This window comes from Wenyingzhuangia sp. IMCC45467 (assembly GCF_054111205.1).
In genome coordinates, this window is the sequence record NZ_CM134196.1 from 330528 (window position 1) to 356469 (window position 25942).

The following is a 25942-nucleotide window of genomic DNA, read 5'->3' on the forward strand; positions in this document are numbered from 1 at the left end:
TTTATTTTTCATAAATATTAGCTAACGGTTTTGGCTAGGCTTTGTGCGGGCTTGAAAATCGACAAGATTTTCGAGAACGGACTAAGCCGAAGCTTTTTGTTTGGATTTGTTTCTTTGGTTTCACAAAGCCAAATCAACAAGATTTGGCGACTTAGTAAATATACACAAAACTTTGAAGTAAGCACAGAACCCGCATGAAGTTTAGCCGGTGTTATGCAATGTTTTTATCTTAAGGGTACTTTCGATACTGTAACTTTTGTTTTGTTTAAATCGCAAAATTTCAGAAAACTTTTTAATTCTTTTTTATTTTGAAAACATTTCGGACCTAATACAATTTCTGGGATTAGAACGTCACTCCAAAGTTTTGATAAATTCAGAGAGTAGTAACTTCTAATACCATCTTTAAATGTATTATATTTCTTTCTAGATTTTAACACATTTAATTCGTCAGCTAATTCAATTGTGTTTTCACTAAGTTTTTTAAATAAATTTTTACTTTTTTTAGGAGCATTTTTTATCATAGACTTCATGAATTTTGATGATACTTCTGCTTCTCCTTCTTTTAAAAAAATTCGATATTCTTTTTCGCTTTCAAACCCATGGTGTTTATATTGAGGTTTTATTTCTTGTAATGTTGAATAATAAATTAATGAATATAAATATTCAACTTTACTGAAATCTTTATGTGTTTCACTTAATCTATTTAATTTACTTATTATTGAAGATTTAGCAGATTTTATTTGTTCAGGATATTTGTAAATTATTGGAATACTTTGCAACCAATCAAAACCTAATCTGGTATCCATTTCCGTATAAAATTCTAAGAAATTAATATTGAAACCTATACATACACCTTGTGAATTATTAGCATATCTTTCCCAATGGGTTAAGCTGTCCTTGTCTTCAACTAGCGATAAACCATAATATTTAAATCTAGGTCTAAATTTAATGTAATTTTTATCTTTAGGAGCAGATAAAATTTTATTATAAACATCATCATGTTCAGGGTATTCGTCTCTAAGTTCTTGAACAGCTTCTTTAATAATTTTTTCACCCAATACTAACTCAGTAGAGTCATTTGAAGATTCAAGAAATGTTAACCAAAAGGATTTGTTATTTAATATACCATACATTGATTCAATGCTACAATAATGGTATACAATTTTTTCTTTACCTTGTAATTTCGTCGGTTCCATATTGTTGTTTTCAGGCATTCTCCTTTAATAAAATTTCTGTTTTTGAACTATTTTGCATAACGTGTTTGGCTAGGCTTTGTGCGGGGTTGAAAATCGGCCAGATTTTCGAACACGGACTAAGCCGAAGCTTTTTGTTTGGATTTGTTTCTTTGATTTCACAAAGCCAAATCAACAAGATTTGGCGACTTAGTAAATATACACAAAACTTTGAAGTAAGCACAAAACCCGCATGAAGTTTAGCCGGTGTTACCTAACGTTTTTATTTGTTTTCAGCTATTAAGCTTTCAACTTCATTTTTAAGTTTCGGAATATGATTTATAATAATTGACCAAATATTTTCATCTGAGATATTATCGTATGCATGTATAACTTGATTTCTCAAACCAATTATAGCTTTTGCATTAGAGATGAATTTTTCAAAATCTGGATCTCGTTTTAAAATTCGATTAACAGCTTCTCCGATAATTTCTAAATCTCTTTCTACAGCTCTCTTAAGCATTGTGTTTTTTCGATACTCAAAAAAGTCTTTTTCAGTATTTTCAAAATAAGATTCAATTTCTTCTAAAGCAAAATGGATATCATATAACCATTTAAGTATTCTCTCATCCATAAATTAATTCTTTATTCTTATTTATTGAATTAATTAAAACAGGATTTTTAAGAGTTTGCTCTTCTACTAAATCAATATTTCGTTTAAATATTTTTCCTAGTTTTTCTTTAAAAGAAATGTAATTGTCAAAATATAGACTTAAGTCAGATATGTTAAATTTTACAAGAAAATCAATATCACTATTTTCTGAAAATGTTTCATTTGTGGCAGAACCAAATAGATACAACTTTTCAACCTTATGTTTTTTGCATAAAGTTTTAACTCGTTTTATATTTTTATCTATCATTAACATATTTCAAAGATAATTAAAATTAAGTGATGATAACTTATCAACGAGATTTTTTAATGTTAGGTAACGGTTTTGGCTAGGCTTTGTGCGGGCTTGAAAATCGACAAGATTTTCGAACACGTACTAAGCCGAAGCTTTTTGTTTGGATTTGTTTCTTTGGTTTCACAAAGCCAAATCAACAAGATTTGGCGACTTAGTAAATATACACAAAACTTTGAAGTAAGCACAAAACCCCGCATGAAGTTTAGCCGGTGTTGTGCGACGTTTTTCCATAATAAAATTATTCATCAATGTCATTAAATAGTTCAAAATTTACATTCGACCCAATAGCAGAAATTTCATTTAGTCTATCTTGTGATGGTTTGTTTTCTTCATATAAATATATCATTTCATCTTTTACACTTGTGTCTTTGTGGATATTTAAAATACTTTGTATATAATGATTTGTATGGAAGTTTTCAAACTCAAGAGGATTGATAGAATTTATGAATTTTTTAAAATTATTATTGGGAATATTTTTAAGTAAGTGTAAAAGTACTTCTCTTTGCATTAGTTTCTCATTCTTAAATTCAAATTCTTGTTCTATAAAAATTTTATAAGCTTTAGAATTGTATCTTATTTCGTGTGTAAATATTTTTAATCGTGATGTTTCCTCTCTAATTAATTCATAAAAAGTAAGAGATATTTTTTTAATTATTTTTCCTAAAAATCTTTTAATATTATCGGTGTTTTCAAGTAATTGTATTGGATATTCAGTTAATTCTAATTTTAATTCATTTTGAAGAAATTGAACTAACATTTCTTTTTCTTGTGGTGGTTTAAATACTGAAGAAATATTAAATCTTTCGTATCTCGTAGATTTGTAAAACTCAGTTAATAATTGAAGAAACTTTGTGTGTATCTTTCCTAAACTTAATTTTCTTTGTTTTTTAATACGATTTAATAAAGTTAAATGATTGTGAGTAATTAAAGAATCTTTAAAATCTTTTTGCGATTTTATGCTGTCGTGTTCAATAAGAATTATTAATATTTTTTCTAATCTTTCAATTCCAACTGAAATATTATATAAAAATTCAAAACATTCTTCTTCATACCTAAAGTATTCAATATTATCTAAGTTAAAAATTCCGTTATAGATAAAGGTGCCAGAGTTTTGTAGTTCTGTTCCTAATCTAAAATTTTTCCAAAAGAAATCTTTTTCATTAAGCATATTAAATTCAGGATTTTTTTGTGAAATGACGCACAACGGTTTTAGCTAGGAAACGTAGCGAGTAAACTAGCAATTAATTTTCAGACTAAAACTACACAAAATAAACAGAAAACCAACTTTGATTAAGCACAAAAAAGCTATGTTTTTTAGCTGTTGTTAGTTTATGCAACTATTTCATATTTAAAAGTTCATTAGGAGAAAATAAGTTTCCCAATTATCCGCAACGATTTTCATCTTGAGTTGCTACGATAATTTCAACGTTTTGCTTGTAGATATTTATCGGTTAAAGACAAATTATCAACGAAGTGATTTTAGCGTACATTTCAGCACGTAACTCTATAAAATTCTTCATTTTCTACAAGTATTTTTCAAATAATTAGAGAAGAAAATATTGTTTAATTTTTACGTACACTTTAACACGTAACATAAGTTTTCAAATCATTATCGGCTAGAGAAAAATTATCAATTACTGGATTTTCCCAAATTCATTTTTTACGCAAACAAAGGTTTTTTTCAGCTGAGAAAGATAAGTTTCGTTTTGATTTTTTTTGAGTCAGCACTGGTTTCAAACTTATGATTACCGTTCGATTTAAATAACTGCGTAAATTTCGACCAGAAATTTTCGTGGTTGTTTAAACTAACGGTTTTGGCTAGGCTTTGTGCGGGCTTGAAAATCGACAAGATTTTCGAGTACGGACTAAGCCGAAGCTTTTTGTTTGGTTTTGTTTCTTTGGTTTCACAAAGCCAAATCAACAAGATTTGGCGACTTAGTAAATATACACAAAACTTTGAAGTTAGAACTAAACCCGCATGAAGTTTAGCCGTTGTTGGCTGTAGTTTTTATAGTATACAATTTTTAAGTTCAGTTAAATAATTTTGTTTCTTATTCTTTAAATCGATGTAAACAGAAAGAGGTTTTTGAACCCTAAAATCAGTTTGTTTAATTTTCAAGGATTTTTCATTTTTATAAAGCCAACCTAATGATGAAATAGCTAAAGGAAGAATAGATATTTCGTTTATTATTAAAGGAACTCCTACACTTGTTGTTGTAGTTGCCCAATGTCTTCTAGAAATATTTGCTTGCTCATTAATAAGATTCCATTCAGATTCAGCTTTACGTACTTCTTCCAGAAAATTTCCTTGTAAGAATTTTATTTTATTTTCATCGAGTTCATTTATATTAATTTTAGAAAGCTCAGCATATATGTTTTTTAGCTCTTTACGAACTCCAAATAATCTACCTTCTTCTCTCATTTTTAATGCAAAAGCTGTATCTACATTGTTTAAAAATTTTAAGGGTATATTTGAATATAAATGATTCGTTTTTGACCAAAAGTCATTAATTCCGATTTCTTTCATTTGAAACCAAGTAGCTTTTGAAGGAGTATATATATTACCTCCTGTTATTTTCGAAATATATTGCATAGATTCAATAGATCCTCCGCCTTTGGTTGGATTAATCATTCCGTTTTGATTAAAATTACTTTTATCTAATTTCTCCCATAAAGGATTGATTTTATTAATATTTTCAAGAATTCTAATTGAAAATTCTTCTGCTTCAAATTCTGTGAAAATAGGACTCTCTAGCGAAAGTAGGTTTTCAACTATTTGATTTTTGTTTTTATTTTTTAAATGTACTGCAAAATTTTGTGCAAGTTTATCTAGTGAAAATTCATGTGATAACCTTTCAAACTCTTCATGATTAGAGTTTAACATTCTTTTTTTTACTTGAGAATCTATGTCATTTCTTAAGTTAATGTCGTATTCACACGGATTTATAATTAGTTTTACAATACCTGATTTTACCCATTTTTGTATTACTATGTAAAAATACAGAGCATTTAAAAAATCGGGTAACCATTTTTTAGAATTCCTTCTAGGGTCTAACTCTTGACTTGTAACAGCAGGATTTTGTAGTGGATGGAAAACTAAAATTTTATCTGTGTATAAAGAAAATCTAACAATTTCATCGATTATATTATTTGCTTCTAATGTAGAACAATGAATACTTGAAAATGATTCTTTTGTTTTTTCTAATTCTTTAGTATAGTCAAAATTACGTGGAAATAATTTAGCAAATAAGCGATATGTTCTTTTTACTTTTTCCTTTGTGATATTTTTTGAAATATCATCCCAATTTCTATATTTATTTATTTTAAATGTTTCATTCAGAAAGTCATACAATTTTTCATTCTGTGTATCAAAGTAGTCCATTATATGATTTTGTCTTATCCTGATATAGGTTGCCCTTTTTTTAGGTTGATTATCTTCTTATCTAAATAGTAAGTTCAGGTAAATTTACATTATTTCTACGATATGATTTGTATTTGATGTTTGGATTTAGATGTACTTCAGCCGGCTTTCTTAAATCAAGACTAAAATGCGTTCTAAGATTATTATAAATATAAACAGCTTGTTTTGTCATTTTCTGAGCAATAGCTGTGTTTTTGATTGTTAATTTTAGTCCGTATTCGTATTTCAAAGTTTGATTAATTCTCTCAGCTAGGGCATTTTCATAAGGGTCGTATTGTTCTGTCATACTCATTGTCATTCCATTATTTTCAGCAAATTCGGTGTATTTGGGGTTGCAATATTGAAACCCTCTATCTGAATGATGAATAAGTTTTTTATTAGGGTATTTCCTGTTTTTAATAGCCATAGCGAGCGCTTGGGTACAAAGGGATGTTCTCATATGGTTTGCAAGGTTATAACCCATAATTTGCTTAGAATAGGCATCTGTTACCAATGCTAAATAATTATGTCCATGTTGGGTTTTAATATAGGTTATATCCGTCACCCAAAGCTGTTCAGGTCTTGTAGGTACTTGTTTTTTTACGATGTTTTTATACTTTCTAAACTGATGATTTGAGTTTGTTGTAGTATGGTAGTTTTTAATCCTAGGCACCAGCAAGTTATATTGTCTTAAAAAACGATAAAACTTGTCTCTTCCGATGTATATATTTTGTCCAATCATCTGCTCTTTAAGTTCTTTATGAAGTTTTATACCACCAGATCTTTGTCCAACATTTTTACGATATTTTTGGACCATTATGATTCTTTTTTTATCGTTTATTTCTTTGTTTTCGAGTGTTTTGATTCTTTTGTAGAAGGCTTGTTTACTGACCCCGAAGCATTGATAGATCCATTTTCTTTTAAAAGGTTTATCTTCTTTATTTCTATCTCTTTTGCTAATGTTTCGGGCAATGACTTTTTTGACATATCGACACCTGTAATGATTTCCATATCTGCAATGATATCCTGTTGAAAGTCTTTTACAAACTCCAATTCTTCAATACGTTGCTTTAATTTTTTTATTTCGTTTAGTTTACTCATACCTGTATTTTGTTGATGCAAAGTACTGTATTTATTTAACCAATAAGAAATGGTAGATCTAGAAATGTTATATTTCTTAGCAGCAAAGTTTACAGATATTTGACCATTTTGAATTTGGTCAATGACAAATAATTTGTGTTGAAAAGTAACTTTTTCGTAGTTTTTTTTTCGACAGGGTGTTTTTTTGTTTGTGTCCATAGTTTAACTAAAGTGTTTAATTTTTAGTCAACCTATTTCAGGAAATTACATTTTTTTTAATTACAGCCAACGGTTTTGGCTAGGCTTTGTGCGGGATTGAAAATCGGACAGATTTTCGAACACGGACTAAGCCGAAGCTTTTTGTTTGGTTTTGTTTCTTTGATTTCACAAAGCCAAATCAACAAGATTTGGCGACTTAGTAAATATACACAAAACTTTGAAGTTAGCACAAAACCCGCATGAAGTTTAGCCGGTGTTGTGTGCTGTCTTTATTTTTTAATTTCATTATTTTCATTCATTTCAACTTTCTCTATTTTTGTGTCATTTTTATTATACCATTCATTAATTTTTGGTGAAGCCCAAATTCCTAATAAAAAAATTAAAATTCCAGCAATTAAATTTATAAAGAAAGAAATAATTCTTTCTGCTATTTTTCCTTTTCCAACAGTTTTTTCTAGTTGATTAATTAGCGGTTGTATTTTTTCTTCTTCAATATCTGCAAGTTTAGAATATTCTTCATATTTTTCTTTGAGATCTTTTACTTTTTCGGTTCTTTCAATTAAATCATTTTCCAAATCACTAATCAATTCAGAAGTATCTTTTAAAGAAATATACGCTTTTTCAATTTTTTCATTTATTGATTTTTTCCCTTGTTTCAAGTCAACAAAAATGTCATAAATTTCAGGTCCAGGAATTATAGGAATTGCTCTCAAAATCATTCGAGTAATATTTCTTTCAGTTTTTTTTGGTATTCCTAATTTCATTTATATTTCTTCAGATTTTCATTTTCAGATTGCACACAACGGTTTTAGCTAGGCTTTGTGCGGGATTGAAAATCGACAAGATTTTCGAACACGGACTAAGCCGAAGCTTTTTGTTTGGATTTGTTTTTTGTGGTTAAACAAAGCCAAATCAACAAGATTTGGCGACCTAGTAAATATACACAAAACTTTGAAGTAAGCACAAAACCCGCATGAAGTTTAGCCGGTGTTGGCATTACGTGTTTTTTTATTAAGTTTTGATGTATATTCATTGAGTTTTATTCGTGAATATTCAAAGTTTAAAAAGTATTTGTCAATTAATATTGGAGGTTGAGATAATTTATATTCTATAGTTTTTGAAGATAAAGATTCATATTGGAATTTTACTAAATCACTAGTAATGCTGAAATATTCAAGTAAATCATCAATTGAAATTTTTGTGTTTTTCCATAAAGAAAATTCTTCTTTTTCTGTTCTTATAACTCCTGTTTTGATATAGTTTGCAACTTCACTGATATATCTAATAGGGTATTTAAAAGAATTACCATTAAAAAGTCTATTACTTGTAATTATTACAGGTATAAGAGTTTTGATTTCTTTTAAATCAATGGAATGTTTCCTTTCTAACAAATTAATTAATTTGTTATTATTAAATAATTCGACAACATTATCTAATTGTTTTTCTGCTTTTTTAATATAATCATAAGTTGTTCTTAAATCATATATATTAGTTGGGTGAAGTGATTGCTTACATTCAAAAATAAATAATACATTGTCATAAATAACAAAAAGATCAATATCACTATTGGGTATTTTTGTTTCGGAATAACATGAAATATTTGAGCTTTCAAATGTTTCATGTAATTTTTGAACTAGTAAATCTATTTGACCATCTGAAGCTAGTTGTTGATTATTTCTTTTGTATTCTGAAGCATATAAATTACGATATGTATTTGAATGTGCAAAAATTGAAAGAGGTATCATAAAGTGATTATTGATATACAAAAACGGATGATATTGCATGTCATAAATTGTTTCTACGCCTTGTTCCCAATATAAAATATCTATAAAAGACTCAATATTTTTATTAGATGTCAATTTTTCTAATAACGAAAAAATAGCCTCTTCTTTAAAAATAGGAATTATGGAATTAAGTAGTGCTGGAGTACACGCCTCTTTTTCCAATTTATAAATTTGTTTTGGAAATAAAGATGATAAAAAATAGAAAACTCTTTTAATTTTTATATACTCTAAGATAGTTAAATCGTCCTTTATTTTAGTTGATTTCAGAAAATCAAGTGTTAACATTTGTTCTTTAAAAGCTTTAGAAAGCTGGATTATTTCTTCTTGAAATAATTCGTTTCTTTTAAATATTTTTTCATTTAAATAATGGATTAGCGGTTCCGGAATTTCTAATCGATATCTATTATTAGTACTATTATTTATTTTTTTTAGAACGGCAAGTTTTTTGTCATTAATAATTTCACTAATTATGCTATATAATGATGTGAGTTCAATATTCTCTATATCATTTTTAATCTGGATAGTATCATTTATTCCCTGAATCTGATACTTAATATAACCAAAATCAATAGATTTTGCAAAGTCTATGGAAGGAGGGGATAATTTGATTTTTTCGTTGTGAAAAGTGCATTTATAGTTAAAATGTTCAATTAATATTTCAAATTCTTTAAAGTCTATTATATTACAAGTGAAGATAATTATCTTATCAATTTCTTGAGTTATAATATATTTATCGGATATGAATAACTTTTCTTCAGATTTTATTTCGTATGTATCGGTTATTATATGAATTAAATATGAGACTGCAGATATAATTTCTTCTTTAGATCTATTAGAAATTAATAATGGATTAGCCTTTGTTTCTGGAATATGATTTGAAAGAAATAGGTATTCGGAATATGCTAATAATGTTTTTATTATAGATTCTTTTTTATAATTTTTTCTGAATTTTTTTATCAATTTATGTAGAACTAAATGTAAATTTCTATATGTATAAGTTAAATTACATAAGTTTATAACGGATTCAATATAAATCTTTTCAGTTTCTTTTAAAAAATTAAGTTCTTTATTAATTTTTAATAATTTAACATTTAAAGCACTAATTATGTTTTTTCTTCCAATATAGTTTGAATAACGAAAAATACCTTTTCTTTTTATTGTAATAAATGTATTTTTATAATCATACACGATAGCTATTAATAAATAGTTTAATGAAGCAATAAATTTATTGTTATTAACAAAGTATACAGTTTGTTTTTGAATTTCTTTTTTTTCTTTGCTAGATGGAGGAATTATATTATTTGACTTAATATTAAATATTAAATCATCAATGTTTATTGTTTCAAGTATTTTCTTTTCAAGTTTCAATTTATGATTTTTTAAGACATGTATGCCAACGGTTTTGGCTAGGATTAGTGCGGGGAGAAAATCAGCGGATTTTCGAGCATGCACTAAGCCGAAGCTTTTTGTTTGGTTTTGTACTTTTTAGTTAAACTAAGCAAAATCAACAAGATTTGGCGACTTAGTAAATATACACAAAACATTGAAGTTAAAACTCAAGCCCGCATTAATTTTAGCCGGTGTTGCCATTAGTTTTTTAATTCAAACTTTCTTAATGTTTCTAGTTCAATTAAACTATTCTTTGTCAATAAATATTTCGCTTTAATTTTCTTTTTGTCAGGATTAAAGAAAACAAAGATAGTATCTCCGTTCTTTTCATATTCTCCATATTTTTTTTCTTTAATTACATTGTAGCGTTCAAAGATTTTCATAATAAAATAACCTTCAATTAATTCAATTTCAGAATAGTTTTTGTGATTAGATGAAGAGAATTTTCGGAAATATTCTTTTCCATTTTTATTGAAATATTTTGTTGTTTCGTTTAAAAGAGGGTTTGATTTCGCATATTTAATTTCAAGTTTTTTTCCTCGAAACATTGTTTTAGTTTTTTTACAAACAGCTCTGTCAACAACATATTTATTTTTTGTTTTAAAAATATATTGATAATTCCACGCAGTTACTGGATATTTAAAATTCAAGGCGTAGTCTTCTTTAAAATCTATAATAACACTTTCGGTTTTTACAGTTCTTTTTAGAAAAAATGGATAATAGTATACACTACTAAATATTAATAGAATAATTGTTAAAAATAATATAGGATATTTATATTCAAGAATTTTTTTCAATTTTTCGAAATTAATGGCAACGGTTTTGGCTAGGCTTTGTGCGGGATTGAAAATCGCCAAGATTTTCGGACACGTACTAAGCCGAAGCTTTTTGTTTGGTTTTGTTTCTTTGGTTTTAACTAAGCCAAATCAACAAGATTTGGCGACTTAGTAAATATACACAAAACTTTGAAGTAAGCATAAAACCCGCATGAAGTTTAGCCAGTGTTAGCTGTTTTTTTTAATCAGTTACTTCATGTTTCAATTCTATAAAATATTGATAAATTTCATTAGAACCATTTATTTTTTTTGAACGCACTTCATTAATAATTCCTCTAGTAAATATTTTACCTTTTGATTTAAAATACACTTTCAATAGTACAGTTAGATTCGAAAATTTTTCATTATTTAATCCTTTTTCATTTGTGTTTTTAATAGTATCATAATCAATATCAGAGTATCCGGTATAATTACAATCTAATTGACTTATTTTTTTAGGAATAAGTAGATAAACATAACTAGAGTCTCTAAAATAGGGATGTATTGAAAATTGAACAATATTTGAATCTTTGATAGAAATTGTATCTTTTTTATTTAGTATTTCAACTCCAAAAGATTCTCCGATAAGATTATTTCTGGTATTGTATATCCATTGAGCATTTAAATGTTCATTTCCTTCAATTTTAATGAATTCAAGTTTAGTTGTGAAATTTTCATTTTTTTTAGTTTCAATATATGTTTCTGCATTACAATTTTTTTCATACTTTTTTTGGTTACATGAGAATAATAAAGTCAATATGATTAAAATATATATTTTCATAATTATTATTAAATTCTATTCTCTTTTCTGTGCTGCATTCAAAATTACAGCTAACGTTTTTGTATAAGATTAGTGTGGGAGGTAGACAAACTTAGTTTTGTCAGCCGAGCCACTGAGCTTATACTTATTTTATGTTTTTATCTTGTCGACCTAAAAATAGATAAATAAGTTTAAGCGGACTTTATAAATAAACTATAACTTTGGAAAAACCATAAAAACCCACATTAATTTTATACGGTGTTGCAAACTGTATTTATTTTATTTCATTCAATACAAAGGGCACATGAATTTCAAAATCTATATCTTTAGAATTTACCCAAGGTCCTAGAACCATTAAAGTTTCGAAAATTCTCTCCTGCATTTTTGAATGTAATAATTCAGTATGTGATATTCTTTTTAAGTTTTTCGGATAATTTGTATTTGCTATATATGGAAAGCTCGGTTTACTCGAGTTATAATTTATGTTATTCTCTAAAGTTATTGACTTAATTGAGAAAATACCATCATGTAAATTCACATTTACATTATAGTCATATTTTGTATAAGTGTTCATTAAAGTTACAGGAACATTAATTAAATCTATAAATAATTGGTTAGCTTTTTTATATCCTTCTAAAGGTTGATAATTTGTCTTTACGTCTCTTTCAGGATAATAAATTATAATATATTCACCAGTCTCATCATCTTGAGGTAAGTAGCTTTTTTTTGTTTTTATTTCTTTATTAATGAGAAATTCATTTTTATCAAAATCATATTCTCTATCGATTTTTTTCTTTTTATAATTTCTCCAGATTCCAATTGGTTTTCCGCTGTCAAAAGAACCTTCTTTAATAACCTTTCCTTTATCTGAATAATATTTCCATTCTCCAATTTGCAAATTATTTGAGAAGTTAGCGGATAACTTGGATTCACCTTTGAAATAGAATAATTTGTAAGATCCATCTAGTTTTCCATTTGTATAGTTTATATCACTTACTACAATTCCTTTTTCAGTTTTAATTATCCAATTTCCATCTTTTTCATTATTACTATATTTTCCTTTTTCTATAGTTTTTCCGTTGCAAATTAATTCGTAATCACCATTTTTTATACTTGAATCTGAATCTAAATAATTAATTTTCTCAATACAATCACAGTGTTCATATTTTACTGTTTTTTGAGCTATTGTTTTTAAACTTAACAAAATAGTTAAACTTAATAAGAATTTCTTTTTCATTTTTTTAATATTGTTTGCAACGTGTTTGGCTAGGCTTTGTGCGGGAAGAAAATCGATAAGATTTTCGAACACGGACTAAGCCGAAGCTTTTTGTTTGGATTTGTTTCTTTTGGTTTCACAAAGCCAAATCAACAAGATTTGGCGACCTAGTAAATATACACAAAACTTTGAAGTTAGCACAAAACCCGCATGAAGTTTAGCCGGTGTTGTACTGCGTTTTTATAACTTCATTTCGTTAATAATTTCTTTCGTTTGCTCCATATCTGTAATCATAAATTCAAGCATTTCAGAACGTTTTAACTTTGTCTTTTTAGTATATAAGTCTTTTCTAATTTGCAACAATAATTCGCTGAGTAATGCAATCAATCTGTTTCCATAATCAGAAGTGTATTCTCCATTCTCATCTTTATAAATGTCTGAATGAAAAAAGGTTTGCATTATTTTATTAAATATCTGTATCGCTTTATCAGACCCGAATGTTGTCAAATCAAATACAGCCTTCTTATATTCCAATGTTGTAAGCTTATTTATTTCTCTTTGTTTAACTTTTTCTGATAAGGTAAAAGTCATTGTTGCAATAAAGGGTTCTAATAATATCTTATAAGTTTCTATCTTAAACTCTCTTGACTTAGCCTCTGAATTAAGGACGTCTTCTTTTTTAGATTTAATAATCCATGAAATAATTCCGCCTACTGTTAACAGAATTGGTGATAAGATAGCTATAATTAAGGTTTGATTCATTTCGTTTTTTTGTCCATAATTTTTTTACTAACTAATGTCAATCTAATAGCAAAAGCAATAATTAAGAATAGAATACCAAAAGTATATTTATAGCCTTCCCAAAATGTGTCATTCACTATTTTTCTTAATTCATCTCTTTTTTTAGTTAATTCATTTATTCGATTGAAATAAACTAAAACATATTCGTAATCTGACGAAGTCTGATAATTTGTAATGTTTAGAACTGGTAAATCTGGCAATGAATTATAGTCGTTTGCAATGGATTTCGATGTAATTTGATGAATTCTCTTCATCCAGCTACAAACTGAGTCTTGTTCAGCTTGTCTTATTTCAAATTCATTTTGAGGTAAAACTCCACTATTATTATATTTTAAACAATGATTTGGAATTTCAGAATAAATGTTTAAGTCAGACAAATTAAACTTCACATAATTACTGTATAGCTCTAATTCATTTGTACTTCTGTTTTTTCTATTTTCCGCTACTAAAAACAATAATCCAAATACTCCAACGAAAATCCAACTAAACTCTAATCGAATCCAAGTTATTTCTTTCAATTTGAATACTCTCAAAAAAAGAATATAAAATAGGCCCCATAAAAGAATAACTCCTATAAATGCAATAAGTGGATTGTTAATTAATTCTTGGATGGCTTTAAACATATATTTTTTTAAATTTTCCGATTTTTTTCTTAAATGCAGTACAACGGTTTTGGCTAGGCTTTGTGCGGGCTTGAAAATCGACAAAATTTTCGAACACGGACTAAGCCGAAGCTTTTTGTTTGGTTTTGTTTCTTTGATTTCACAAAGCCAAATCAACAAAATTTGGCGACTTAGTAAATATACACAAAACTTTGAAGTAAGCACAAAACCCGCATGAAGTTTAGCCGGTGTTGTACTTAGGCTTTTAGTCATTCCTCATTTTTATAAATCTAATTTCATTCGAGTCGTAAAGATGAAATATAATTTTTTCGTTTCCATTTCCTCCAAATTGTGAGGCATGTTCAATTAAATTTCCATTCTCGTCATAAAATTCAAATAGTCCATCAATTCCTCCTGTTTTCCAAGTTCCGCTTTTTGCAATTCCAACATTTTCTTTTCCATTAAATTTATAAGTTCCGTCCTCAAATAAATTCAATTCAGAGTTAGTTTTTTCTTTCCCTTTTTCAATAGTTTGAATTTCATAAGTTCCAGAAAATTCCTCCATTTCACTTTTATTAAAAGATGGAACAGCGATTAAATACCAAAATTCAATTAAACAAAAACACATTATTGGAACTGTTCCAACTCCGAATGCAATTTTTTTTATTTTTTGAGATTTCTTAAATATTCCAAATAACAATACAATCAGAGAGATTAGCAAAAATATTCCACCAATAAAAATTAAAAAAATGAATAGTAAACTTTCCAACATAATATTTTTTCAGCTTGAGTACAACGGTTTTGGCTAGGCTTTGTGCGGGATTGAAAATCGGCCAGATTTTCGAACACGTACTAAGCCGAAGCTTTTTGTTTGGATTTGTTTCTTTTGGTTTTAACTAAGCCAAATCAACAAGATTTGGTGACTTAGTAAATATACACAAAACTTTGAAGTTAGCACCAAACCCGCATGAAGTTTAGCCGGTGTTGGGTGTAGTTTTTTCAATTATTCAAAAGACTCAAAGGTTACAGTTTTATTTTCGTCATTAAATTCAATATACAAAATACTGTATTTCTTTTTTAAAGTATAGGATGATGAATGTATTTTCGTTCCGTAATTATTATTGAATTTTGTTTTTAGAGCATTGTATTCAAATAAAGTTTCAAATTCAAGAGTAAAAGTTCTAGCAGAATCATTAAAACCAGGGGAATCTTTTTTCGAAATTATTTTAACTGTTGTTGGTAATGAAATATTCGTACTTTTTTCAAAGTCTGAAATTAATTCAGAGTCAGGTGGGTAAATTGTTATTAAAGAAATATAAATAGGGAAAATTAATGATATTCCTATAATATAAAGTAGAATTTTCCAGTTGCTTTTTTGGGAATACCTTTTGTTAAATCCATATTCTTTCATTAAAAATGTAATTAAGAATACAAATGGAAATATGATTAAAAAAGTAAATATTAAAATTAGTGTTCCCATTTCAGTTTTTAATTACACCCAACGGTTTTAGCAAGGAAACGTAGCGAGTAAACTAGCCGATTAATTTTCAGACTAAAACTACACAAAATAAACAGAAAACCAACTTTAGTCACTCACAAAAAAGCTATGTTTTTTAGCTGTTGTTAGTTTATGCAACTATTTCATATTTAAAAGTACATTAGGAGAAAATAAGTTTCCCAATTATCCGCAACGATTTTCATCTTGAGTTGCTACGATAATTTCAACGTTTTGCTTGTAGATATTTATCGGTTAAAGACAAATTATCAACGAAGTGATTTTAGCGTACATTTCAGCACGTAACTCTATAAAATTCTTCATTTTCTAGAGGGATTTTCAAATAAACAACAAAGAAATCTTTATATGATTTTCACGTACACATCAACACGAAACACAAGTTTTCAAATCATTATCGGTTAGGGAAAAATTATCAATTACTGGATTTTCCCCAATTCAATTTTTACGCAAACCAAGTTTTTTTTCAGCTGATAAAGATCAGTTTCGTTTTGATTTTTTTTGAGTCAGCACTGGTTTCAAACTTATGATTACCGTTCGATTTAAATAACTGCGTAAATTTCGACCAGAAATTTTCGTGGTTGTTTAAACTAACGGTTTTGGCTAGGCTTTGTGCGGGAAGAAAATCGGAAAGATTTTCGAACACGTACTAAGCCGAAGCTTTTTGTTTGGTTTTGTTTCTTTGATTTCACAAAGCCAAATCAACAAGATTTGGCGACTTAGTAAATATACACAAAACTTTGAAGTAAGCACAAAACCCGCATGAAGTTTAGCCGGTGTTGTGCGTTGTTTTATTCCAATATTCCTTCTGTATGTTCTGTAAACGTTGAGTAATTTCTATGACCTTTACTTATTCTGGTTTTTCCCATAATAGTTTTGTCAATTCTGCTTTTTAAATAATCACACAAATTTTCGAAATGATTTACGTGAATGTAATTTATTCCAGATGCTTTATATTTATTCATAATATGCTTATTGAAACTTCCCCAATTAAATTTTTCGTTTTTTCTTGATAATTCTATTTGTTTCCAATCTCCATAACGTCTAATTAAATAAGTTGCATAATTTTTTTTTAACAAGTCCTTTCCAAGTGCATTTTCGGGAAATTCATTTTTTTTCGTTTTTGGTTTTTTGAATAATTTCGGAAAATATTTCTTTAAAATGAGTTCACTTTCTTCTGCGTATTTGGAAATTGTATCCCAACCCCAATAATAAATATCAAAATCACTCTTTTCGCTTAATTCAGAAACGTATTCTTGTATTTTTGAATCATCTCTAAAAGTAGATGTAAAAATTAAACGCTCAAATTCAAAATTCAAGTTTTCTATTTTTGTTAAATCCGAGTCAATATCTGCGATTAATTCCTTTCTCAATAAATCATCTTTTCGTCTTAAACTTTTCAGTTTACATTGGATTACATTCTTGGTTTTTAAAGAAAAAATATCAATCCCTTTTTGATTCTGACCTTTCGTTCCGAAAAGCTGAAATTCAGAATTTCTATATGATTCGGTATTTTCAATTTCATTAAATAAATCACAGATAAATTCTTCAAATTCACTTTCGTTTTTTAAAGCTGGTAATTGATATTTTGCCATTAATTTCTACTTATTTACGGATTTTTCTCAAATAACGCACAACGGTTTTGGCTAGGCTTTGTGCGGGAAGAAAATCGACAAGATTTTCGAACACGCAACTAAGCCGAAGCTTTTTGTTTGGATTTGTTTCTTTTGATTTTACGAAGCCAAATCAACAAGATTTGGCGACTTAGTAAATATACACAAAACTTTGAAGTAAACACAAAACCCGCATGAAGTTTAGCCGGTGTTGTAGTTAGTTTTTTATCACATTTAACCCAATATCAAATGAGGTAGTTCCTTTAGTATTAATAGCCATATTTTCGATTTTATATCCATTTCCTGAAGGTATTACAGGAATACTAATATCCACAAAATCATTTCCAATTTTATATTTAGATTTTAATAACCAAGCTAAAACACCAAATTCATTTTCTTCATAAGACATTAGGTATGCAGGGGTACTTTTAGTAATGTTACTATAAGTGAATTCAGTATTTAAACCAATAGGGATAAACTTTCCATTTAAATATATTTTCAAACCATCTTCAATGTATTTTTTTATTAATGTCTTTTTTTTATTTTGAATATTTATATTTTCTTTAACAGCCTCATAAGCAATATCATAATAACTTATATTTCCTGAGGTTTTACAATAAAAAATTTTGTCGTTGATTTTAAATTTTTGATTGGTTACAAAATCGTTCAATTCTTTTTGAATGCTTGAATTATCAGGAGTATATAATTTAATAAAACTAGATTTTATAATTTTAAAATCTCGTGAAGTAAAAGAATATTTAAAAAAATTCAATGGTATTTTCTCAACATCAGTATCTGAAAGATTAATTAGACTAATTTTATTTCCTGATAATAATGCTTTTTCTTTAGTGCTTTCAGGGAATTTTTGTCTAGAAACACATATTAAATGTTGAGCTCCTATATCATCTAATTTTTGTTCCCATCCCCTTAAATCATTCGGTTTTACTTTAGTTTTTCTATCTTGTACTTCAATTATTGTGGTTGTAATTCTAGGTTTTTTTCCTTTTTTTATTACAATGTCACATTGTGTAGTAAATCCTTTTATAGAGTTAAGGATTGGCATTTGAACATCGGTTTCAATAGTAGCATCTTTGTCAAGAGATTTTTCTATTATAGCAACAAGTTGTTCAAAATATTTCCCATCATTTTTCATCATAATTAACTACAACGGTTTTAGCTAGGAAACGTAGCGAGTAAACTAGCCGATTAATTTTCAGACTAAAACTACACAAAATAAATAGAAAACCAACTTTAGTCACTCACAAAAAAGCTATGTTTTTTAGCTGTTGTTAGTTTATGCAACTATTTCACATTTAAAAGTTCATTAGGAGAAAATAAGTTTCCCAATTATCCGCAACGACTTCAAAATCGCATTGCTACGATAATTTCAACGTTTTGCTTGTAAATATTCATCGGATAAAGACAAATTATCAACGAAGCGATTTTAGCGTACATTTCAGCACGTAATTCTATAAAATTCTTCATTTTCTACAAGTGTTTTTCAAATAATTAGAAAAGAAAATATTGTTTAATTTTTACGTACACTTCAACACGAAACACAAGTTTTCAAATCATTATCGGTTAGGGAAAAATTATCAATTACTGGATTTTCCCTAATTCATTTTTTACGCAAACAAAGTTTTTTTTTCAGCTGATAAAGATCAGTTTCGTTTTGATTTTTTTTGAGTCAGCATTGGTTTCAAACTTATGATTACCGTTCGATTTAAATGACTGCGTAAATTTCGACCAGAAATTTTCGTGGTTGTTTAAACTAACGGTTTTGGCTAGGCTTTGTGCGGGAAGAAAATCGACAAGATTTTCGATTACGTACTAAGCCGAAGCTTTTTGTTTGGTTTTGTTTCTTTTGATTTCACAAAGCCAAATCAACAAGATTTGGCGACCCAGTAAATATACATAAAACTTTGGAGTAGGACAGAAGCCCGCATTAAGTTTAGCCGTTGTTAACTTTGAGTTGATTATTTTATAATATTTTTCAAAGAATAGAGATTTTTACACAGCTACTTTTTTTGCTTTTCGATGATTTTAATTTTTGTTTTAGATGAAAAAATATTTAGTTTTTTCAAGTTTTAAAATTTCCTTATTCTTTAATTTTTTCAATGATTTTAGTTTTCAATGATAATTTTTTTAGTTTCATAAATTCTCAAACTTTAATATTTCATTATCAGCCTTTTTAAAGCTTATTTAATGATAGTAATATTCTTTAATTAAACGGAAAGTTGAGCAGTGCTACTTTAAAAGAATAAAAAACGAATAATTATCGATTATGAAAACATTAATATGAAATGAAATTTACAGAAAGCTACTGAGCTTCCAAGCTATGAAAGTTTAAAGTCAGTTTCTAAAGAAATTTATCAAAGAATAAAAATGATTCTTATTGCTACTGAACCAGCTGATTCATAAACTTTTTCAAAGAATTTTTATACCATTAAAGTTAACGGTTTTAGCTAGGAAACGTAGCGAGTTGACTAGCAATTAATTTTCAGACTAAAACTACACAAAATAAATAAAACACAGACATTGAGAAAGCAGAAACTTAGCTATGTTTTTTAGCTGTTGTTAACTTATGCAATTTTTCAAACTGAAAAATTCACTAGAAGAGAAGAAGTTTCCAAAATACCCGCAACGACTTCAAAATCGCATTGCTACGATAGTTTCAACGTTTTGTATGTAAATATTCATCGATTAAAGACAAATTATCAACGAAGTGATTTTAGCGTACATTTCAGCACGTAACTTAGTGAAACAAATTTTCGTTTCATTAGATATTTTTTCAAATAAATAGCAAAGAAATATTTATATGATTTTCACGTACACTTCAACACGCAATACCAGTTTACAAATCATTATCGGCTTGAGAAAAATTATCAATTACTGAAGTTTTTCCAATTCATTTTTTACGCAAACAAAAGGCTTTTTTCAGCTCAAAAAGATAAGTTTCGTTTTGAATTTTTTTGAGTCAGCACTGTTTTCAAACTAAAGAATACCGTTCAATTTAAACATCCGCGTAAATTTCGACAGAAATTTCAAGGATTGTTTAAGTTAACGGTTTTGGCTAGGCTTTGTGCGGGATTGAAAATCGACAAGATTTTCGAACACGTACTAAGCCGAAGCTTTTTGTTTGGATTTGTTTCTTTGGTTTTCACAAAGCCAAATCAACAAGATTTGGCGACTTAGTAAATATACACAAAACTTTGAAGTTTGAACAAAACCCGCATGAAGTTTAGCCGGTGTTGGCAATAGTATTTATTGGTATTCTGTAGGTTTTAATGTTTCAATTTTGGGTAATTCAATAAAATCAGTTTCTCCATCTATTGAATAAAACTCTAATTCTTTAGGCATTTCATTAGTTCCGAAAATCATAATTCCGATTAGTTTTTCGTTTTTACTTTTCCCAACATAATCGATCATTAATTCACCTCTTTGAATTTCAGAATCAAATGATTTTCCAAACATTATTGTTGGACAATTTTCGCAACCACATCTCGCAATAACTTTCAGGTTTGGAATTATACTTCTCCATTCTGATTTTTCTTTTTCAAATAGATAAGTTAGAAATTCAATTTCATGTTTAGTTAATTCTCTTTTATCGGGAATACTATATTTCATTATGTGACAATTTTTTCGATTGACTTTGTGTCTACTTTAAGTGCTTTTAAAATGATTTTTGCTAATTCCTTATCATCTTTTTTGACTTTATCAAATGTGTCAATTAAACCTGAAACATAAAGTCTTTCATTAACTGTCATTGCTTCAATGCCAATTATTCCATTTGCTTTTTCATATATTTTTTCGAGTGTCATTTTATATTATTGCCAACGGTTTTGGCTAGGCTTTGTGCGGGGTTGAAAATCGGCCAGATTTTCGAACACGTACTAAGCCGAAGCTTTTTGTTTGGATTTGTTTCTTTGATTTCACAAAGCCAAATCAACAAGATTTGGCGACTTAGTAAATATACACAAAACTTTGAAGTTTACACAAAACCCGCATGAAGTTTAGCCGGTGTTGCCTAATGCCTTTTCAATCCATTATTGTTTTCCTATTATCGGATTAAGTTTTTCCCTCATTTGACTTTCAATATATGGAAGGATTTGATCATAATTTTCAACTTTGATTTTGATAGTACTTATTCTGAATTTTTCATTTTTTAAGAAGTCCTTATCAAATAATTTTAAAGCATAAGTTCTTTTTTCGTTTTTCATAAAAAGATGCTCATTGACTCTCTTTCCAATTGTTTTCGATTTTCCAATGTAAAAAGGTATCCAATTACCATTTTGCTTAATATTTTGAATACTTTTTTTTCGAATTTGTGGTCTATTGAAAAATGTTTTGTCTTGCCATTTACAAGTGAAATTTTCTACCCAATTTTCGAATGTTATTTTTTCTTTATCAAAAAATATTTCAATTAAATAGATACCAGGATAATTTAATTTTTCAGCTACATACTCTTCTTTACTTTCAGAAAGCAGGAATTCAAAGTCAATATTTTTAAATTTTAAATCTTTAATTTCATTCTTTAAAAGGGAAATTTGTTTTGAAATTTCGTTATCAATTTCTCTTATTTGCATTAGACTAAATTCAGGTTTTAGGCAACGGTTTTGGCTAGGCTTTGTGCGGGAAGAAAATCGGCAAGATTTTCGAACACGGACTAAGCCGAAGCTTTTTGTTTGGATTTGTTTCTTTGGTTTTCACAAAGCCAAATCAACAAGATTTGGCGACTTAGTAAATATACACAAAACTTTGAAGTTAAAACTAAACCCGCATGAAGTTTAGCCGGTGTTACCCTACGTTTTTCTTCCATTTTTTCATTAATCCACAAAAATTCTCTTCAAATAAATTTATTAAGAAAAATTGTCTTTCATTTAAATTATTATTTGAATATTCAGCAGCCATTCCAAAATATTCTTCACAATTTTTAATTCTAATTTTATAAAATTTTTCAGAAGTAACCCAAGTTTCACATTGGAACATTAATAAGTTTGTCAGCTTTCTAAAAAACCTCTTTTCATTTTCTTTCATTATTGTATTAACATAACTTTTCACTTCTTTTTCATGGACTTTTTGATACCCCATAATAACTGTTGTTTTTCCTTTGTATGGAAATACATTTATAAAAATATCACTAACATCTTCTTTATCTTTTCCATGTTGTTTTATATAATTCTGAAGTTCTATCGAGGTTTCATAATTATAAAAGGATGATAGACATAAATCAATGTGGCTAACTTCTCTTGTTAAGAATACAAAACTTTGAGTTTTATTATTAATATCATTCCATATAACATTTTCAACTTTTTCAATATCGGATAATCCGAGTTTTTCTTGTTCATTTTGCCCAGTGAGAAAAACAGTATTGAATAAATCAGAATGTTCCATGATTAAAAATTCTCTCATTCGGATGTTGACTAATTTCCTAAATTTCTCATTGTATATTGTTCTCAAAGTGAAAAGAATTAAATTAGAATATTTAGTAAAGTCAATTTTATCAGTTTCTATGTTTTTGAATAAGTTAGTATCATGTGGATTACAAAAACATTTAAATGAATATGCTTTATTTATTCCAACTTTGTTAAAATAATGAATTTCACTTTTAAATGGATCAATTCCCATTTCCATTACGTGTCTATCTTTTTCTAATGTTGATAAAATTCCATTTTTCTGAAGTATGTGTGAGTTTATAGATTTTTCATTACATTCAGGATGAAAACAAGTGTTTATTTCATTAATCGCTTTTAATTTACATTTTTGAAATGCCGCTGCAATTTTCTTTTCTTCGGTTTTTTTCATAAATGTAGGGTAACGGTTTTGGCTAGGCTTTGTGCGGGAAGAAAATCGACAAGATTTTCGAACACGGACTAAGCCGAAGCTTTTTGTTTGGTTTTGTTTTTTTTGGTTTCACAAAGCCAAATCAACAAGATTTGGCGACTTAGTAAATATACACAAAACTTTGAAGTTAGTACAAAACCCGCATGAAGTTTAGCCGGTGTTGTGTAATGCAGTTTTTCAAACTTAAAAAAATGCTTCAACTAATAAAAATCCTATTTTTTAATAACTACGATAAATTCAAGTACAGACTTTTTCAGATAATAAAATGTTTCAATTAAGCAAAATATTACTTTTTTTGCAACTACGATAAATTCAAACACGCACTTAATTTTCCACAGTTTTTAGTGAAAATATTTACGTTTTCCGCTCAATTCAGCATTGCTACTTTTTTCTCAGGTTTCACTTTTTTCAGCATTCAAGTTTCTCACGTTTATGCTTGAAATTCAACATTGTTACTTTTTATTCAGCGTTCCTACTTTTCAATTTCGCGTTGTTACTTTCTTTCAAATAGGAGTGAAGTAAATTTTTCAAATTTAGATAAATTTCTCAATAAAATAAGCTTTCAAAACTTCGAACCCGTTGCTACTGTTCTGTGTTACACAACGGGTTTGGCTAGGATTAGTGCGGGGAGAAAATCTGCGGATTTTCGAACATGCACTAAGCCGAAGCTTTTTGTTTGGATTTGTATTATTTAGTTAATCTAAGCCAAATCAACAAGATTTGGCGACATAGTAAATATACACAAAACATTAAAGTTTAAACCATAGCCCGCATTAATTTTAGCCGGTGTTACCACACGTTTTTATTTTCAATTTCGTAATCATAAGGGTTTTCAGAATCCATATCTCCATTATGATAAATTAAAAATTCAGCTCGTTTTTCATCAAACTCAATAGTTTCTATTTTATAAATTCCTCGCAAACATTGGTTACTGTCATAAATCAGTTCTTTGTCAAATATCAAAAACTTTGGCGTTGTCAATCTTATTATTTCTCCACACGCTAAAAATCCTTCACGACTTATAACTATATTAAGGTTTTTGGTCACTTTGTAGCGAGCTAAATTTTCGTTAAAAACTTGAAAATAGGCACTCAATAAAATCAATGGGATTAAAGCCACAATAGTAACTATTTTTCGAGTTGTGTTTTTCGTAATTGCAAAATATAAAAGGCTTGTCAGAATAAAAATCAGTCCAATTATTAAGTTTGAGTAAATTCCTTTGAGTTTTAGTCCGCTAAATGACAATATTATCAGAATTACAAACGTAACCGTTACATAAATCAATATTCGTTTGATTAGTTTTTCCGTTTTAGGAAATCTTTTTTTTGTCAGCTCTGGAATTAAGTTGAATCCAATAATTATAAATACTATAAACGCTGTCATTTTTCAAATGTGTGGTAACGGTTTTGGCTAGGCTTTGTGCGGGGTTGAAAATCGACAAGATTTTCAGACACGTACTAAGCCGAAGCTTTTTGTTTGGTTTTGTTTCTTTTGGTTTCACAAAGCCAAATCAACAAGATTTGGCGACTTAGTAAATATACACAAAACTTTGGAGTAAGCATAAAACCCGCATGAAGTTTAGCCGGTGTTGTGTAATGCAGTTTTTCAGACTTAAAAAAATGCTTCAACTAATAAAAATCCTATTTTTTAACAACTACAATAAACTCAAGTACAGACTTTTTCAGATAATAAAATGTTTCAACTAAGCAAAATATAACCTTTTTTGCAACTACGATAAATTCAAACACGCACTTAATTTTCTACAGTTTTTAGTGAAAATTATTCACGTTTTCCGCTCAATTCAGCATTGCTACTTTTTTCTCAGGTTTCACTTTTTTCAGCATTCAAGTTTCTCACGTTTATGCTTGAAATTCAACATTGTTACTTTTTATTCAGCGTTCCTACTTTTCAATTTCGCGTTGTTACTTTCTTTCAAATAGGAGTGAAGTAAATTTTTCAAATTTAGATAAATTTCTCAATAAAATAAGCTTTCAAAACTTCGAACCCGTTGCTACTGTTCTGTGTTACACAACGGTTTTAGCTAGGAAACGAAGCGTTAAACTAGCCGATTAATTTTCATACTTAAAACTACAGAAAATAAAAAGAAAACCAACTTAGTGAAAGCATAAAAAAGCTATGTTTTTTAGCTGTTGTTAGCCTATGCAGTTTTTCAGCCATTAAAATGTTTATTGAAAAAATGCATTATCCTTATTATTTTCAGCGTTACTGCTTTTCAAATCGCGTTGTTACGATAAAATTCAACGTTTTGCTTGTAAATATTTATCGGTTAAAGAAAAGTATCAATGAAACAATTTAGCGTACAGTTCAGCACGTAACTTTTAACACCATTTTTATTTTTATATATTTTCTCTCAAAGAATTATGAATAATAATTTATTCACTTTTTTCATGCACAATTCGGCACGTTGCTTTTTTTACTCACAGAGAAAAGTCAATAATTCTCAGCCACAAAAAAGTACATTTTTTAACAAATAATTTTCTTTAAGAAAGTCAATAAATTATCGGTTTACAGAAAAGTTTTCAACTTGTTTTTTTTGCGTGAGAATTGGTTTCAAAATGTTTAAAGAAAAGTTAAGAATTAATTTATCTGCGGAAATTTCGACCGAAATTTCCTGTTTAGGCTAACGGTTTTAGCAAGGAAACGTAGCGAGTAAACTAGCAATTAATTTTCAGACTAAAACTACACAAAATAAACAGAAAACCAACTTTGATTAAGCACAAAAAAGCTATGTTTTTTAGCTGTTGTTAG

General features: G+C 28.1%; 23 protein-coding genes. All 23 read right to left on the reverse strand.

The window, feature by feature from the left end:
• Positions 1–224 precede the first annotated feature (224 nt).
• Positions 225–1214, reverse strand: coding sequence for a DUF2971 domain-containing protein (locus ACXGQT_RS01525; RefSeq protein ID WP_457829665.1), 990 nt, complete (start codon positions 1212–1214; stop codon positions 225–227).
• Positions 1215–1455: 241 nt separating this feature from the next.
• Entirely contained in the window at positions 1456–1806 is a 351-nt protein-coding gene (locus tag ACXGQT_RS01530; RefSeq protein ID WP_010136304.1) for a HepT-like ribonuclease domain-containing protein, read from the reverse strand.
• Positions 1799–2092 (reverse strand): nucleotidyltransferase family protein, encoded by a 294-nt coding sequence (locus ACXGQT_RS01535; protein ID WP_457829666.1) that lies wholly within the window; start codon positions 2090–2092, stop codon positions 1799–1801. Before ACXGQT_RS01535 ends, ACXGQT_RS01530 begins: the two co-directional genes overlap by 8 nt.
• A 283-nt stretch (positions 2093–2375) precedes the next feature.
• On the reverse strand, positions 2376–3305 hold the full coding sequence (locus ACXGQT_RS01540) for a hypothetical protein (RefSeq protein ID WP_457829667.1): 930 nt from the start codon (positions 3303–3305) through the stop codon (positions 2376–2378).
• Positions 3306–4145: 840 nt separating this feature from the next.
• Complete coding sequence (locus tag ACXGQT_RS01545) at positions 4146–5519, reverse strand: hypothetical protein (protein ID WP_457829668.1); 1374 nt, start codon at positions 5517–5519, stop codon at positions 4146–4148.
• A 61-nt stretch (positions 5520–5580) separates the two neighbouring features.
• Positions 5581–6447 carry an IS3 family transposase gene (locus ACXGQT_RS01550; RefSeq protein ID WP_457830793.1) on the reverse strand — a complete coding sequence of 289 codons (867 nt, stop codon included), beginning with the start codon at positions 6445–6447 and terminating at the stop codon, positions 5581–5583.
• Positions 6375–6836, reverse strand: a complete 462-nt coding sequence (locus tag ACXGQT_RS01555) for a helix-turn-helix domain-containing protein (protein ID WP_457829545.1) — start codon at positions 6834–6836, stop codon at positions 6375–6377. The genes ACXGQT_RS01550 and ACXGQT_RS01555 overlap by 73 nt, the downstream gene beginning before the upstream one ends.
• Before the next feature lie 269 nt (positions 6837–7105).
• Positions 7106–7600: a hypothetical protein gene (locus tag ACXGQT_RS01560; RefSeq protein ID WP_457829669.1), complete on the reverse strand. Its 495-nt coding sequence runs from the start codon at positions 7598–7600 to the stop codon at positions 7106–7108.
• 216 nt (positions 7601–7816) lie between these two features.
• Entirely contained in the window at positions 7817–9988 is a 2172-nt protein-coding gene (locus ACXGQT_RS01565) for a hypothetical protein (protein WP_457829670.1), read from the reverse strand.
• 221 nt (positions 9989–10209) lie between these two features.
• Entirely contained in the window at positions 10210–10557 is a 348-nt protein-coding gene (locus tag ACXGQT_RS01570) for a hypothetical protein (RefSeq protein WP_457829671.1), read from the reverse strand.
• Between the two features lie 469 nt (positions 10558–11026).
• Positions 11027–11605: a hypothetical protein gene (locus ACXGQT_RS01575; RefSeq protein ID WP_457829672.1), complete on the reverse strand. Its 579-nt coding sequence runs from the start codon at positions 11603–11605 to the stop codon at positions 11027–11029.
• A 253-nt stretch (positions 11606–11858) separates the two neighbouring features.
• Entirely contained in the window at positions 11859–12821 is a 963-nt protein-coding gene (locus ACXGQT_RS01580) for a toxin-antitoxin system YwqK family antitoxin (protein ID WP_457829673.1), read from the reverse strand.
• A gap of 219 nt (positions 12822–13040) precedes the next feature.
• Positions 13041–13562, reverse strand: a complete 522-nt coding sequence (locus ACXGQT_RS01585; RefSeq protein ID WP_303419242.1) for a hypothetical protein — start codon at positions 13560–13562, stop codon at positions 13041–13043.
• The gene (locus ACXGQT_RS01590; RefSeq protein WP_457829674.1) at positions 13559–14476 is read right to left on the reverse strand and encodes a hypothetical protein; all 918 of its coding nucleotides are present in this window, start codon (positions 14474–14476) and stop codon (positions 13559–13561) included. Before ACXGQT_RS01590 ends, ACXGQT_RS01585 begins: the two co-directional genes overlap by 4 nt.
• Positions 14469–14768, reverse strand: coding sequence for a hypothetical protein (locus ACXGQT_RS01595; protein WP_457829675.1), 300 nt, complete (start codon positions 14766–14768; stop codon positions 14469–14471). The genes ACXGQT_RS01590 and ACXGQT_RS01595 overlap by 8 nt, the downstream gene beginning before the upstream one ends.
• A gap of 438 nt (positions 14769–15206) precedes the next feature.
• Positions 15207–15683 (reverse strand): hypothetical protein, encoded by a 477-nt coding sequence (locus tag ACXGQT_RS01600; RefSeq protein WP_457829676.1) that lies wholly within the window; start codon positions 15681–15683, stop codon positions 15207–15209.
• An 824-nt stretch (positions 15684–16507) separates the two neighbouring features.
• On the reverse strand, positions 16508–17311 hold the full coding sequence (locus ACXGQT_RS01605) for a hypothetical protein (protein ID WP_457829677.1): 804 nt from the start codon (positions 17309–17311) through the stop codon (positions 16508–16510).
• Between the two features lie 235 nt (positions 17312–17546).
• Positions 17547–18485 (reverse strand): hypothetical protein, encoded by a 939-nt coding sequence (locus ACXGQT_RS01610; RefSeq protein WP_457829678.1) that lies wholly within the window; start codon positions 18483–18485, stop codon positions 17547–17549.
• Positions 18486–20593: 2108 nt separating this feature from the next.
• The gene (locus ACXGQT_RS01615; RefSeq protein ID WP_457829575.1) at positions 20594–20956 is read right to left on the reverse strand and encodes a hypothetical protein; all 363 of its coding nucleotides are present in this window, start codon (positions 20954–20956) and stop codon (positions 20594–20596) included.
• Positions 20956–21150: a hypothetical protein gene (locus ACXGQT_RS01620; protein WP_457829576.1), complete on the reverse strand. Its 195-nt coding sequence runs from the start codon at positions 21148–21150 to the stop codon at positions 20956–20958. The genes ACXGQT_RS01615 and ACXGQT_RS01620 overlap by 1 nt, the downstream gene beginning before the upstream one ends.
• Positions 21151–21375: 225 nt before the next feature.
• On the reverse strand, positions 21376–21915 hold the full coding sequence (locus ACXGQT_RS01625) for a hypothetical protein (protein WP_457829679.1): 540 nt from the start codon (positions 21913–21915) through the stop codon (positions 21376–21378).
• Between the two features lie 211 nt (positions 21916–22126).
• Complete coding sequence (locus tag ACXGQT_RS01630) at positions 22127–23134, reverse strand: hypothetical protein (protein WP_457829680.1); 1008 nt, start codon at positions 23132–23134, stop codon at positions 22127–22129.
• An 828-nt stretch (positions 23135–23962) separates the two neighbouring features.
• Positions 23963–24556, reverse strand: coding sequence for a hypothetical protein (locus tag ACXGQT_RS01635; RefSeq protein ID WP_457829681.1), 594 nt, complete (start codon positions 24554–24556; stop codon positions 23963–23965).
• Positions 24557–25942: the final 1386 nt, after the last annotated feature.